Source organism: Bacillus cereus, assembly GCF_002564555.1.
Taxonomy (GTDB): domain Bacteria; phylum Bacillota; class Bacilli; order Bacillales; family Bacillaceae_G; genus Bacillus_A; species Bacillus_A cereus_K.
Genome location: NZ_NUVD01000104.1, coordinates 454,246 through 469,532 on the forward strand (window position 1 = coordinate 454,246; position 15,287 = coordinate 469,532).

Consider the following 15,287-nt stretch of genomic DNA (forward strand, 5'->3'; position numbering starts at 1 on the left):
ATAAAATAGACTTTTTATAGGATCTTTCCTTTTAATATTGCTTTATCAAATTCACCGGTGGAGCAACTACCTTACTACTTTTCACATCATATAATCCTATAGGCGTTACTCGTATAAACGGCAAGTGCGTCGCAGAAAAGAACAAAATCGTAAATGCTGGGTCGTTATAGGCGTAGCCTCTCTCTTGCAGTAAATTCACCATCTTTTTCTCTTCCTGTATTAAATCACTCATCTTTACATCAGACATAATCCCGAGTAACGGTAATGCAATTTCATGTAACACTTCATTATTTTCAGCTATCACCATTCCCCCGCCGAGTTCTTTTACTCTATGAAAAGCTGTAAGCATATCTTCTTTACTCTTTCCAATAAGAATGATGTCACCTGTGCCGGAATAAGAGCTTGCAAGACCACCTAACGCTTTCGCAAAACCTTTCACAACTGTATTCACCCGCCAAGTACCATCACGCGCAATCATCATTAGGAAACACTCATCATGGTCAATGGACAGTTCATCGCTATGTAAGTCAATTTCACTTACATATGGTTTTGTTATAACGTTATTCAATACGTATATACCCGTTTTATTAGAAAAAAGCATATCCTCTTTTTCTATGGTCCAGTCTAATGATAATGGAGTTACTTTGAACTTACTCCACTCTATAAGTAATGATTCATGTTTGTTTACTCCGTCACGCTTCACCCATTGTCCCTTTGCAATTACACTAATTGGAACCGGGTTTTCTTTACTTTCTAAAATATTAATATTCGCAATTCTACCTGTCGCAATTGAACCATGTAAATGCTCCATATTATAATAGCTAGCAATATTATAACTGGCCATATTATATGCATCTATAACTGGTATCCCTTGTTCGATTGCTATTTCTATCATTCTATTCGTCATTCCATTTTCATAAAATGACGGATGTGAACCATCTGTTGTGAAAATGAATCTATCAAATTGCTCAATTCCTAGTTCCAGTAATTCTTTTAGTAAAACTTCTAAATCCGGTCTAATTGAAGAATTTCTAAGAGAAACGGTGTAACCTTGCATAAGGCGAGCTAACGCTTCCTGCCCTGTCATCGCTTCATGATCGCAATCCGTACCTAATAACTTTAACTTTGCTAAAGTCGTTTCAGACGCTCCAGGAAAATGACCTTCTACTTTCTTCCGTAATCGTTTTGTTTCCTGTACCCAATTTAACATTTCCTCATCGCCATGTAATAGTTTTGGCCATGCTGTTAACTCGCCGCCTTGAAGAATCGCTTCCTGCTTTAACCACTCTATTATTTCTTCACTATTAAATAAAGATTCTCCGTTTTGCAGCTCAGTCTGTCCATCAAAACGGCACCACCAATACATACTTGCAGGAATCTTTTTAAATTCATCTAATAAACGAAATGCTTCTTCACGCTGTAATGTGAAAAATAGAGTTAAATTATCATTGATTAATGTAGTTGTACCATATTGCATCACATGATTCGCTAAAGTCTCTGGATTATATAATTGATATGGATGTGCATGCGGTTCTATGTAGCCAGGTACCACATACTTTCCTTCACAATCAATAACTTCACAATGGGTAACTTGCTCTGGCAGTTTTTCTCCTACATATACAATGCGGTCATCATATACCCAAATATTTGCCACTGTCCAATCACGCAAGTATGAATTTAAATACGTTGCGTTCTTTAATACAATGTGCGGACTTCTCTTACCATCTAATACTTCAACATGTTCTCGTAATTGTTTATTACTCCAATTAAAATGATTTTGTCTCAATGTACTCAACTCCAAATCTATTAACTTTTATATTGGTTAAAATGAGAAATAGTTAATCAACTAAAGTATTTTCCATTCATAACTCCCCTGTATACATCCCTATAACCTTTATTATATTTAATAGTTGTAAAAATAACAATTTTCAGAACTAACAACGTGCCTCTTTGCTCCAATATAAAAAGGATGTCATGCAACGACATCCTTTTTGTTTTTTACTAAGCTAATAGATATACAATTATTTTAGCTCGGTGTTGATGTGGTAGTCCCCTTTTGAATCGGTAAGTTTTTTGAAGCTATGCTTACAATAATAGTCATTACGATATTAATAAATAAGGCTATTGCTCCTGTACTAATGTCATTAATAGTGTGTGGGACTGTTGGAAAGAAGGTTGCGATTTTTATATTGAAAATCGTAGCATACAATACAACGAGCACTCCCGTAATGATTCCAGTCATTGCGCCATATTTATTTATATAATTTTTTTGGGAAAAACTAAGGAATAAAGCAGGTGCCAATTGTGCGATAAGACTGTATGACATAATATTTAACAGTGCAAGTGCTGTTCCACCAAATATGGTGAAGATTAAAGCAGTCAGAGAAAGGATAATGATGAATAGTTTTGAGGCTACTAATTGTTGTTTTTCAGTAGCTTTTGGAAAAACAACATTGTAAATCCCTTTTGTTAATCCAACAGATGCAGACATTAACATAACAGAAGCTGGTACTAAAGCTGTTAATAAACCAGCTGCTCCAACTATTCCAACCACCCAAGGATCAAATGTTTGAATAGTCAATCTTAAAAGAGAAAGATCCCCATCAGCTCCTTGTAAACCAGGTATTTTTACGATAGCTGAAAAGCCAATAAAGAAAACAAACAGTAATAATATCGTGTATAAAGGTAGAGTAATTGCATTTTTGCGAAGTGCTTTTTCACCATTTGCTGAAAAGACCACAGTGAAAGAAGTCGGTAATAAATAAAAAGATATTGCATTTAAAAGGATTGTAGAGATAAACCACGGTACACTTAGTCCCTGATCGGCTAACGTTAACAATTCCGGTTTTACAGCCTCAACAGACTTAAACATTTGCTCAATTCCACCAAAATAATGGATAGGGATGTATAGGCCTAAAAAAATAACTACTCCCAAAATCATAATATCTTTAATTACAGCTGTCCAAGCTGAGCCGTGAATACCAGAGAATATTACATATGTTGTAATAACTATTGCACCTATAATACTTGCAACTATTGGTGAAATAGCTCCAAAAGAAGCCTCTGAAACAATGATTCCTAATCCTTTCATTTGTATACAAATATATGGTATAAGTGCTAAACTTCCTACAATAGCTACTATAACCCCCATTGCACGACTATCGTATTTAGATGCGAAATAGTCAGGTTGTGAAATAATACCATGTTCTTTACCGTATCTCCAAATTTTAGGTGCAATCCAATAAGATATTATATATGCTAGAAATATATATGTGGGCACATAATATGCAGCCGCACCCTTGGAATACGCCCAACCACTTCCGCCTAGAAAAGTAAAAGTCGTATAAACCTCTCCAGCTATTAATAGGAATATGAATAAGGTTCCAAAGCCTCTGCCACCAACTGAAAATTGCTGCAAATTCATCTTTTTTCCTCTTCTTGCTGCTATCCCTAAATAAAGAGATAGGATTAAGAAAATAAAAATAATAAATAATGATATATTCATTCTGCCTCACTCCCTTTATTATCAGGATCAAGCTTATAAACAATTGTTAAAATAATTGAGGAGAGTACCATCCAAAAAACAATCCAAAATAAAAGAAAAGGCATTCCTAATACGTAAGGCTCAATTTTATTTACAAATGGCAAGAATCCAACACATCCTATAAAAGGAATTAAGAGTAAGAGTTTAATATATTTCAAAATATGCTCAACCTCCTATTTCATAGTTTGAATTTTTATGGATTAAGAGCCAATATCATAAAAAGATATATTAATATATAAATCCTCTTTAATTTTCTAGCATCTAAATCCCTGATGTGCAAAATAAAGCGAAACTTTAATCAACGTTTTTTTCCATCCCCTACTAATTATTAGCCCGCAAATAGCGGGCTAATGGTAACGAATAATACGAGGTAATATCATTGCAATACCTCATTTTTTCCTAAATCTAATTTTTCACCATTAAATCATTCTCCTTTTGATAGACAATTTCTCCATCAATAATCGTTGTCTCCACTTTCAAATCCTTAATACGGTCTGGTTTAGCTTTTAAAATACTTTCATTTAAAATAACGAAATCAGCTAATTTCCCTACCTCTAGGCTCCCTTTTATATCCTCTTCAAAACTTGCATAAGCGCCATTCCATGTGTAAAGTTTAATAGCTTCTAGTACACTAATGGATTGGTTCGTACCAATTTCGGCTCCAAATTGGCTCTTTCTATTAACTGCAGTATGAATTCCTAATAAAGGATTATAATCAGTAACCGGTGCATCTGAACTACCTGCTGCAATAATACCTTTATCTATATAATCACGAGCAGCGTACATATAATTAACACGTTCACCATAATTGTGAGCATATATCTCGCCATATTCATATGGAAATGGTGGATTTGGAATAGGAATGACTTCAAGTTGTTTCATTCTTTCTTGTAAATCTGGGGTTGAAACTCCTGCATGCTCGATTCGATGACGATGATTTTTCCTTGGTGCTTCATTTAACGCTCTTTCTATGCAATTTAAATACATTTCAATGGCTTTATCACCTTGAGCATGTACTGTAACTTGATAGCCTTTTTTATGGGCTTCACCTAGAACTTTATATATTTCTTCCTCACTATAATAAAGAATCCCGAAATTGTTAGGATCGCTGGAGTAAGGTTCTCGAGTTGCAATCGTTGGACCAGAGCTACTCCCATCTAAAAATATTTTGGCCGGCCCAACTCTAAATCTCTCATCCCCTGTACCGGTTACTATCCCTGCATTCATCATTTTATTTACAAATTTATCCGATTCATTAATGGTACCAATTATTGCATATATCCGAACACCGATGTCTTTGGTTTTTATAGCTGTTTGTAACAAACGATAACAATTAGAATCAAAAGTAGCTGCTTCATGAATACTCGTGATTCCCCCTGAAATGAAATGATCCGACGCAATTTTAACAGCTTTCATAAGTTCAGCGTCTGTATAGCTTGCTACATCATTCATCTTCATATTTGCAGCTTCAAATAATTTCCCTGTAATTTCCCCCTTCTCATTTTTTTCAATTACTCCACCTTGAGGGTTCGGTGTCTTTTCGTCATATCCAGCCTTCTCTAGTGCCGATGTGTTTACGATACAAATATGTCCACATGTACGAGAAATGATGATTGGATGCTCCGTTGAAATGGCATCTAGCTCAGCAATCGTTGGATATCGCTTCTCCTTTATGGTGGTTTCATTAAACCCCCAAGCTCTTATCCACTCACCCTTTGGAGTTTCCGACGCTTTTTTCTTAAGCTCGTTCAACACAGCTGCAACAGAGTCGATGTGACTTTCTTTACAACTGATATTCAACTGAAACACCCCATATAAAACCAGGTGTGTGTGTGCATCAATAAATCCAGGAAGAAGAGATTTGCCTGCTAAGTCAATGACTTCAGTCTTCTCCCCAATGAATTTATTCATTTCTAAATTTGACCCGACCCCAATTATTCGATTATCCTTTATTGCTACAGATTCCACTATTGAGTTTTGTCTGTCCGATGTAATAACTTCACCATTGATAAATACTAGATTTGCATTCATACATACACCATCCTTTTTATATAAGTACAAATTGAAAAATTGGCATAAAATCCGCCTTTTTAGGTGGGAGAGAAAATCCGGTCATTCATAGAAGCAGTCAGATCCTTTTCCCTGCCCCATGCCAAGTGAAAACAAAGTGAGAAAACGAGTGCAGATCACCTTTTGTTCTTCATAACCGTGACTTGTATGTCCGTATATATTTAGTGATTTTATCTATCATCCTATTAATTGTAATAATGTATCATTAAACAACTTTACTAGGATAAGCTGTTTTTCTCTGTTAGTAAAAATGACGATCCCCTATCATTCCAATACAAGGGGACATTCCTATTAAATACCTCCCTCTATAAATTAATAATTCCGCACTGTACACTTTTACATTGCAAAAATCATGCCATCAATTTGGAATGAAAATACGAAAAATAGACAGAAAATTATAAAAAATAACTTTAAATCTAGCTATTGTGAGATATAATGAATTAAATTCGTTTCAATAGATTCATAAACGGTTCATTCTTTTCACTAATTCCCATCTACTTTGAACCACTTCCGGTTCAAAGTAGATGCATTCATAGGAGGATTCAAGCCATGTCCGACATTCCTGTCCAAATTGAAACCAAATATCTTTTAAAAATTCTTGATAGTCTTGAAAGCGGGATGAATATTGTTGACAAAAACGGAACGATTATGTGGGTAAACCAAGCATGTTGTAAGCTTTTTAACAAAAACAAGGAAGATTTGATTGGCAGGAATATTTTCGTTCTGAAAAAAGAGGGTGCGTTCACTCCATCCGTAATCGAAATGGCTTTACAAAATGGAAGTACTGTCACCACTGTGCAAGAAATTATCGGTGGTAATAAGATGACAGTAACAGGGGACATTATTTTGGATGAACAGGAAAACCCCATTTATTTTGTAGCACATGGTCATGATATAAGTAATTGGATGGATAATATCTCCAAACTAAAATGGGAAGAATTAGCCCCCGTATTGAATCGGTATTTACTAGAAATAAAGAAAATGAATACCCGGTATATTCTCATAAAGGATGAACAGTCCTTTATCGGGCATAGCAAAGTACATAATTTGCTTGCTGAAATCTTGGAAAGAGTGGCAAATGTTCATTCAACTGTGCTTATTAACGGAGAAACAGGAGTTGGAAAAAACGTAGTTGCAAAGCGTATTCATGAGTTGAGCGAACGAAACAGTCAACCCTTTGTCCACTTAAATTGTGCAGCAATTCCCGATACACTTCTCGAATCTGAATTGTTCGGCTACCATAAAGGAGCCTTTACAGGTGCTAATTCAAAAGGAAAAACAGGGCTCGTCAAAACAGCCGAAAAAGGAACGCTTTTTTTGGATGAAATTAGTGAACTTCCGCTACATCTACAGCCCAAGCTCCTTCAATTACTGCAGGACAAGACCTATATGCCTATTGGCGGTTCACAATTAGTAAAGGCTGATATTCGCATTATTGCAGCAACAAACCGCAAAATCGAGGAAATGGTAAAAGAGGGAAAATTCCGGGCCGACCTATATTATCGCCTTCATGTTTTACCAGTAAATATTCCGCCGTTACGCGAGCGACGTGAAGATATTTTTCCGCTAATCCATTTCTATTTACAAAAGTATAACCAGATATTCAACCAGACGCGTACCTTCTCAAAGCAAACGATAGATGTTTTTCAACGTTACCAGTGGCCAGGAAATATACGAGAGTTGGAAAACACTATTGAGCAGCTCGTTATTATGGCTAAAAAAGAAGAAATCTCGATTCATGATTTACCAGATCGCTTTCACTCAGTAAGCATGGCAGAAGAAGCTTTAGAATCTCTGAAAAAAGGCAACAACTTAAGCGAGATTATCGAAAATATGGAAAAAACAATTATTGAACAGGCAATTAAGGAAAATAAGACTACACGTAAAACTGCAAAAGTTCTTGGAATTACTCAAACTTCACTGATCCGTCGGTTAAAGAAATACAATATCCGCAATGAAAAAGAATAGCATTTTTATTGTAGGGGGATTAATTTTTTCTTAATTTGATGGCAATATGGCGGTACCCCTGCCCATAAAATTAAGATTTTGAAGTCTGTCCAAAATTACTTCTCCCTTTCTAACAAGATTACGATTTTATTACGAACTTATAATTTATTTAATTAGTTAATTTCTGCATATGATTCCATTCAAAGATACAAAATATTTAAGTAACTATTTATAATTACATTGTTTTTATATCTAAATTCACAAAGGAGCTACATAACATGGATGAAAAAAGTCTATTAAGTCAACAACTGGATCACGTGTCATCAGATGCTCTAAATACTCCTAGTAAAGCTCAAGAACAGATGGAAGAAATAACCAATTCAGACAATACCAATGTTAAAAAGAAAAGCATTACTCAAGATTTACATGGCGTGGACTTACCAATTTCAGACGTATATAGAACAACGAACAAAAAGTAAATTTCAAAGGGAAAGCTCTTAAGAACGAGTGAACTTAATTCTTTTCCCTTTTCCTATTCAAATAACTATTTTGTTAAAGTTTAATTGGTCCGCTATGATAGATTACTTCTAAATATTCACAGGTCCTCTTTGTCATTTAAAAAGAGGACCTGCTATTCGTAGCAAACCCTCTTTTGTTAACCTGAAACTTAATAAAAAATACTTTCTTCAAATCATTTTTGAATGAATTCCAACAAAAAGGATATTTCCGTTTTACTTTCATTCGCTATCAAGCATATACAGTCTCATACGAAATCGATTAAAAATTCGTACCATCCTTTGACCTACATTGGATAATAAGACTGTGATGGATAATACGATTGTAATGGGTAATCAGGCTGTAATGAATAATACGACTGTGATGGATTATGGATTCCCTGCATTTGCTGTGCTTGAAATGCTTGTTGCTGTGCTTGTATAGCATGATGAACAGCTTGAATAGTACTTTGTGCAGGCCCCGTCCCCCCTAAAGGACGCATTTGCTTCTCATTGTAAAACCAATTGCGAAACATTCTTTATTCACCTCACCCCTGCAGATATTTTTGTCTTTCACCTTTCATACTATGAATATTGAATTAAGATGGATAATACATGAAACATTACACCTTGTAATTCCTAAATCTCTTTCTTTCAATTATTTTAATTTAATCCACTTTCCCATTCCCCTCTATCCACTTCATTGTTTTTTCCACATCTAATTCCGTATACGTCTTTTCACCATATCGAACAGACTCATATATCGGAATAATATCTCTCGTTCTGCATATTCTCTTTAACCATTGTTGCATCGTTTCATAGGATCTTCTCTGTTCATGAAATGGTAAAGTTCTTTCCCATTCAACTAACGTTTTCCTTATCGTATCTGTAGGTAGCGTCTGCTCTAACTGATGCATCACTTTCTGGTTCTTTTCGGTTCTTACCGTATATTCTTTCGTTACCGATTGTTTCTCCTGTTCTATTTCTGATTTCATTAACTTTTTCCTAACTGATTTATAAAGAAAATATGTAATTACCGCTGCAATAACTACATAAAAAACTACAGTAATCCATGAATTTGAAAGAAAAGAAAATACGTCTCCCCATGAATTATCCTTTTTAAAACCTTTAAATTTTTTACCCGTTGGCGTCCTATCCCTATTTTCTCCTACTTTTGTATCTTCTAAAGGTCTTCCATAATCTTCATTATTTTCGTTGTTTTCGTTGTTTATTGTTTCTTTATAAATTTTTTCAGATTTCTTTTCACTAAAAAAACGCTCTTTTACTATATTTTGTACATATACCACACCTTGTGATAACGATATTGCACTAATCGCAAAGAAAAGTATGATTAAAGCTCTTATACTCCAAAACTTCACTTTCATATGCCGCGCTTTATTAACCATGACATAAGTCCCTTCTTATTCTTTAATTACAATCCATTTATTCGTTCTACTGTATTTCTTTGGTGAAGTGCCAAGAATTAAAGGAACCGCATCCAGTTCCTTAAGGCGAAAGCCTGCTGTGTAAAAATAAGAAGAAGAAACAGGAGTATCTTGATCTGATATAGAAGCGAGTACTTTTAATACATTTTGCAAATGCTTCCGATTATCACCATTCTTTATATGCAACAAGCCGTTATCTTTCACGCTATTAATCCATAATTCAAATGAACAATTTTGCATGAGTAGTTGCTTACATATGCCAGCTGTTAGTTCAATTAGTTCTTCTGTATCATTACGTAAAGAAACGCCGCTTTTATTTTGTAAATTAAGATAAATTGCATATTTATCTGATTGTGTTCGTTCGTATTTTTTAGCTGTTATTGTCCCTGTTTTCGCTGTTGCACTCCAGTGGATGGAACGAAAATCTTCATTTTCATAAGATTTCACGCCCATTACTTTCGTTTCATCATACAGCGGAGACGACATTGCTTTTCGAAATCCACGGGACCATTCTTGTAATTCAGGTACTTGTATTTTCGGTATAGCTGGTAAAACTAAATAGGACGGCGTATCAACGTGACTATATGTTATATGGTTCGTTATAAATCCAAAAGGATCCGTAATAACAATTTCAACCTCTTCCCATTTCGCGATGCCTCTTTTTAACGCTACAGCTTGTAAATCAAATGAAACCGTCTCTCCTCCTTTTATATTGAAATTCAAATAATAATTTGAACCTGTACTATGATTTTTGTTTAATTCATCATGATTCCAAGTTAACTTATTTTCACATTTAAATCGAAATACGATATTGAAAATAGGAAATATCGAGTTGTTTGAAATTTTTATTTTGCACATATTTGTTTCATCTATAAAAACATTCGAATTCCCTTGATTGTATTCCCATTCAACACGAGACACTCTACGTATGTATCTATGCGTGGCTCCTGTTAACATTAAATATAAAAATACGAGAGATAAAATGAGTAGATTACTTGAAAATATACATAAAATAACGGCTACAACTGATATAACGCCTATTAGGAAAGGATCCGCTAAGGGTGTATACACAAGCTGTTGTTTCATCATACATTCTCCACTGGCACATGAATCGTATGAAGAATTTCTTTTATAATTTGTTCTTTTGTCGTTTTCATCTCCCCTTCAATCGTTAACGTTAAACGATGTGCACAAACGGATGCGGCAAGTGTCTTTATATCATCTGGTGTACAATAATCTCTTTCATTTAATATTGCCCGTGCTTGAATCGCTCTCATAAATGCCAACGTACCTCGCGGGCTTACACCGATTTCAATTAATTCATGCTTACGGGTTGCTTCAATCATTTCAAGAAGATAATCTTGCACATCGTTCCCTACTAACACTTCCCTTGCACGCTTTTGCACCGTAATAATTTCTTCACTTGAAATAATAGAATGTAACGTTTCTAACGGATCATTCATTTGGAAACGATTCATCATTTCCTTTTCTGCTTCTCTCGTAGGGTAACCTTGGCGTATAGTAAGTAAAAAACGGTCTAACTGTGCATCTGGTAGTGGAAATGTGCCAGCCGATTCAAGAGGGTTTTGCGTTGCAATAACTAAAAAAGGCTCTGGTAATGAGTGTGTCTGTTTCGCAATCGTAACAGTACGTTCTTCCATAACTTCAAGTAACGAAGATTGCGTTCTCGGTACAGCTCGATTAATTTCATCAACTAATACTATATTTGCAAAAATAGGTCCTAGCCTCGTTTTAAAATCCGATTCCTTCACATCAAAATATTCGAGACCAATAACATCTCCAGGCAAAGTATCAGCTGTGAATTGAATTCTTTGGAACTTCGCGTCCACACTTTTAGCCAAACTTTTCGCTAATGTTGTTTTTCCCGTCCCAGGTACATCTTCTAATAAAATATGTCCCCTTGCTATAAGAGCTATTGCTGCGAGTTCAATCGACTCATCTTTTCCTATAATGACCTTTGAAATATTGTTAGTGATTTTCTTTAATATGTTCATATATTTCACTACCACCTTTAAATATTTTTAAAATTAAGAATATTTCTTCCGAATTATAACACATTACGTTAGAAGTAAATATATTCCTATCAAAATAAAAAAGATGACCTCAAGCCTACGCTAAAGTCATCTTTTTCTACCTTACTATTTTACTAACTCTCCACTATAAACCTTTATATCAAGCGGAGCAGTTAAAAACTGTGCTGCCTTACTAACGAAAGATGTGAAGTGTTCACTCGTATTATGAGCCGCAACTGCTGCTTCATCTTTCCATACCTCTACCATCGTATAAACACTTTCTTTTTCTGTATCTTTATATAAATCATAAGATACATTTCCGCTTTCTTCTCTTGAACCATGAAGTAGTGGCTGAATTTCTTCTAAAAATGATTGTTGTTTTGCTGGATTTACTTGAAATATTGCGTGAATAATAATCATGGTGTTTCCCCTCTCATATTCCACTTATTTCTGTATAATTACTTCCACTCAGCAACTTTTTCAACTGGAAGACGTACTGATTGATAACCAGTGTCTGCTGCTTTTCCGATTGAAATTAACATAACTGGTACGTAACGTTCTTTATCTAATCCGAACGCTTCTGCGATTTGGTCTTTTTCAAATCCACCAATTGGGCAAGTGTCATAACCGTGAGCACGAGCTGCTAGCATAAATTGCATCGCTACAAGACCACCGTCAATTAAAACAGTATCTTTCATTACTTCTGGTGTAACCATAGAGAAGTAACCTGAAAGTTTTTTCATTTGATCTTCTTTTACTTCAGCTGGCATTAAACCACGCTCTACTGCTGTACCGTAAATTTCTTCTGCGTTATCAAAGTTGTTTAAGTCACCAAATACAGCGATCATTGCTGAAGATGTTTCTACTTGAGATTGATTAAATTTCGCAAGTGGCGCAAGTGTTGCTTTTGCTTCGTCACTTTCAATCACTAAGAATCTCCATGGTTGCATGTTTACAGAAGATGGTGCAAGTGTTGCTTCTGTAAGAATTTCAGTCATTTCTTCTTTACTTATTTTTACTGAAGGATCGTATTTACGAATTGAACGGCGTCCTGTTAAAATTTCGTTAAAATCATTTGTTTTTACTGAGTTAGTCATAGTTGTATTCTCCCTTTTTTATAATTCTTTTATATTTTCTTGAATTTGATTTAACATATTTAAAAGATTATCGCGTTCTTCTTCACTTAATCCTTTAAATGCAGATGCTGCAAAACGTTCTTTTTCCTCTTGAAACGCTTGAATTTTATTTCGCCCCTCTTCTGTAAGAGAAACTAACGTAATTCTGTTATCATCTGGATTTTTACGTCTTACAATCATTTCATTTGCCTCAAGCTGCTTTAAATGCCTCGTAATCGCAGCATTATCAATATTCACTTCTTGTTGAAGTGCTTTTTGACTAATTTCACCTACTTCATATAACTGAAGTATGAGTTCTAATCTAGACTGACTCATACCCGTACACCCTTCAAACTTCGAACTTACTTCTTTATTTAGAAAGTGTAATTTATATAAAATAATCGCTTCTTTTGAGCAGGAACTTGTCAAATTATCCCTCCTTTACATCCAAAACAAAAATATTTGATACATCAATAGTTGATATGTCAATTAATATAATCTATATCAATTTAGAATGCAAGCATTTTGTTTTCTTTTTAGTTTTCCAAATTAAGGCGCTTCGTCGCGTTACAAAAAATGTAAATTACACTATAATAGTACTAATTTAAAGAACTGGAGAGTGATTATAATGCGGAAATTCACAAATAGAAATGAGGAAATGAAAATGGACAATGAAATGAGGATATTTATATATGACAACAATAAATATAGGGATTGTCGCGCACGTAGACGCTGGCAAGACGAGTTTGACTGAGCGTATTCTTTATGAAACGAATGTAATTAAAGAAATTGGCCGAGTTGATAGTGGAAGTACGCAAACTGACTCAATGGAATTAGAAAGACAACGCGGAATTACGATTAAAGCATCTGTCGTTTCTTTCTTTATTGATGATATAAAAGTAAATGTCATTGATACACCCGGACACGCTGATTTTATCGCTGAAGTGGAGCGATCATTCCGCGTTTTAGACGGTGTGATTTTAGTTATTTCTGCCGTTGAAGGTGTGCAAGCACAAACAAAGATTTTAATGCGGACATTACAAAAACTAAACATACCGACTATTTTATTTGTTAATAAAATTGATCGTAGCGGCGCAAATACTGAAAAAGTTGTAAAGCAAATAAAAACGATTCTTTCAAATGAAGCATTCCCCTTATACTCTGCTGCGAACGAAGGAACAAAGGAAGCTCGTATTATGGAATATAAATCATATGACGATTGTATAGAGCGATTAGCACCATATAACGAATCATTGCTTGTATCATATGTAAATAACGAAATAATACCGGACGCATTATTAAGAAAAGAACTAGAAAAACAAATACAGCAAGCAAATGTGTATCCTATCTTTTTCGGTTCAGCAATGACAGGGATAGGAGTAACTGAACTACTTGAAAATATTCCAGCTCTACTTCCAGCTAATACATCAGCACCAGATGAACTATTATCCGGTGTTGTTTTTAAAATTGAACGTGAACCTTCCGGAGAAAAAATTGCTTATGTAAGAGTTTTTTCTGGTAGTTTACACGTTAGAAAACATGTGGATATAAAGCGTAGTAAGTCTCTACCACATAAGGAAAAGATTAAAAAAATGTGCATATTTCATAATGGAGATGCCGTTCAAACTTCTACCGTTCCTAGCGGTGACTTTTGTAAAGTGTGGGGACTGAGTGATATTAAAATTGGTGATATTATCGGCGAACGGACGGGTTATATAAAAGATATTCACTTTGCCGAACCGCAAATGGAAGCTGCAATTGATGCCGTACCTAAAGAACGAGTTCATGATTTGTACGCTGCTCTTATGGAACTATGTGAAGAAGATTCTCTCATTAAAGTGTGGAAAGACGATGTTCATAATGAACTATATATTCGCCTTTTCGGTGAAGTACAAAAAGAAGTGATTGAAACAACACTTTATGAGAAGTATAATTTGCAGGTTACTTTCTCAAATACACGAGTTGTATGTATTGAGAAACCAATTGGCATAGGGAATTCCGTTGAAGTAATGGGTGAAAAAGCGAATCCATTTTACGCAACAGTCGGGTTCAAAGTCGAGCGTGGTCAACTTAACTCTGGCATAACGTATAACTTAGGTGTTGAGCTCGGATCACTATAAAGCGATTGAAGATACAGTATTTCAAACGTTAAAACAAGGATTATACGGATGGGAAGTTGCGGATATTATTGTCACGTTAACACATACCGGCTATGCAAGTCCTGTCACAACAGCGAGTGACTTTAGAAACTTAGCACCGCTCGTTTTAATGGATGCTTTAAAACAAGCTGAAACATGTGTATATGAGCCAGTAAATGAGTTTGAATTAACTGTACCGGAGCACGCAATTAGCACCGCAATGTATAAGCTTGCTGCTATTCCAGCAACTTTTGCAGAGCCTATATTAAATAATGATTCTTATCAATTAACAGGATCATTACCTATTGCGAAAACAGAGAATTTTAAACGAATGCTACATTCATTTACAGAAGGAGACGGTATCTTTACAACAAACCCAGCTGGTTTCACAAAGCTGAAGGCTCCCTTCCCTATTCGAAAACGTATTGACTTTAATCCGCTGAATCGGAAGGATTATTTGCTTCATGTGCTGAAGGCTTATTAAAGTAAAAGAGGTGTAAT

General features: G+C 35.0%; 13 protein-coding genes and 1 pseudogene. 3 read left to right on the top strand and 11 right to left on the bottom strand.

Annotated features, from left to right (window positions below):
• Positions 1-31 precede the first annotated feature (31 nt).
• From COI75_RS25965 to COI75_RS25980, 4 genes are all read right to left on the bottom strand, one after another.
• On the bottom strand, positions 32-1,786 hold the full coding sequence (locus COI75_RS25965) for an adenine deaminase C-terminal domain-containing protein (protein WP_001249607.1): 1,755 nt from the start codon (positions 1,784-1,786) through the stop codon (positions 32-34).
• A gap of 240 nt (positions 1,787-2,026) precedes the next feature.
• Positions 2,027-3,505, bottom strand: coding sequence for a sodium:solute symporter family protein (locus COI75_RS25970; RefSeq protein ID WP_001027116.1), 1,479 nt, complete (start codon positions 3,503-3,505; stop codon positions 2,027-2,029).
• Positions 3,502-3,702: a DUF3311 domain-containing protein gene (locus COI75_RS25975; protein ID WP_000874078.1), complete on the bottom strand. Its 201-nt coding sequence runs from the start codon at positions 3,700-3,702 to the stop codon at positions 3,502-3,504. Before COI75_RS25975 ends, COI75_RS25970 begins: the two co-directional genes overlap by 4 nt.
• Before the next feature lie 247 nt (positions 3,703-3,949).
• The gene (locus COI75_RS25980; RefSeq protein WP_000993308.1) at positions 3,950-5,575 is read right to left on the bottom strand and encodes an amidohydrolase; all 1,626 of its coding nucleotides are present in this window, start codon (positions 5,573-5,575) and stop codon (positions 3,950-3,952) included.
• 588 nt (positions 5,576-6,163) lie between these two features.
• Between COI75_RS25980 and COI75_RS25985 the strand changes: the two genes are divergently transcribed.
• Positions 6,164-7,582: a sigma-54 interaction domain-containing protein gene (locus tag COI75_RS25985; RefSeq protein ID WP_001280233.1), complete on the top strand. Its 1,419-nt coding sequence runs from the start codon at positions 6,164-6,166 to the stop codon at positions 7,580-7,582.
• A 257-nt stretch (positions 7,583-7,839) separates the two neighbouring features.
• On the top strand, positions 7,840-8,040 hold the full coding sequence (locus COI75_RS25990; RefSeq protein ID WP_000343756.1) for a hypothetical protein: 201 nt from the start codon (positions 7,840-7,842) through the stop codon (positions 8,038-8,040).
• Positions 8,041-8,363: 323 nt separating this feature from the next.
• On the opposite strand, the gene COI75_RS25995 is transcribed toward COI75_RS25990, so the two are convergent.
• The 7 genes from COI75_RS25995 to COI75_RS26025 form a co-directional block, all read right to left on the bottom strand.
• A complete protein-coding gene (locus tag COI75_RS25995; protein ID WP_098380666.1) occupies positions 8,364-8,591 on the bottom strand; it encodes a DUF3947 family protein in 228 nt (75 codons plus the stop codon).
• A gap of 132 nt (positions 8,592-8,723) precedes the next feature.
• Complete coding sequence (locus COI75_RS26000; RefSeq protein WP_000247295.1) at positions 8,724-9,461, bottom strand: hypothetical protein; 738 nt, start codon at positions 9,459-9,461, stop codon at positions 8,724-8,726.
• Positions 9,462-9,476: 15 nt separating this feature from the next.
• Complete coding sequence (locus tag COI75_RS26005; RefSeq protein ID WP_000813309.1) at positions 9,477-10,586, bottom strand: DUF58 domain-containing protein; 1,110 nt, start codon at positions 10,584-10,586, stop codon at positions 9,477-9,479.
• On the bottom strand, positions 10,586-11,515 hold the full coding sequence (locus COI75_RS26010; protein ID WP_001023370.1) for an AAA family ATPase: 930 nt from the start codon (positions 11,513-11,515) through the stop codon (positions 10,586-10,588). The genes COI75_RS26005 and COI75_RS26010 overlap by 1 nt, the downstream gene beginning before the upstream one ends.
• Before the next feature lie 144 nt (positions 11,516-11,659).
• Positions 11,660-11,953, bottom strand: a complete 294-nt coding sequence (locus COI75_RS26015; RefSeq protein ID WP_000583835.1) for a putative quinol monooxygenase — start codon at positions 11,951-11,953, stop codon at positions 11,660-11,662.
• A gap of 38 nt (positions 11,954-11,991) precedes the next feature.
• Positions 11,992-12,630, bottom strand: coding sequence for a nitroreductase family protein (locus COI75_RS26020; RefSeq protein WP_000185379.1), 639 nt, complete (start codon positions 12,628-12,630; stop codon positions 11,992-11,994).
• Between the two features lie 18 nt (positions 12,631-12,648).
• Positions 12,649-13,077, bottom strand: coding sequence for a MarR family winged helix-turn-helix transcriptional regulator (locus tag COI75_RS26025; protein ID WP_000204173.1), 429 nt, complete (start codon positions 13,075-13,077; stop codon positions 12,649-12,651).
• 263 nt (positions 13,078-13,340) lie between these two features.
• Here COI75_RS26025 and COI75_RS26035 point away from each other — a divergent pair.
• Positions 13,341-15,270: pseudogene (locus tag COI75_RS26035) on the top strand (GTP-binding protein).
• Positions 15,271-15,287: the final 17 nt, after the last annotated feature.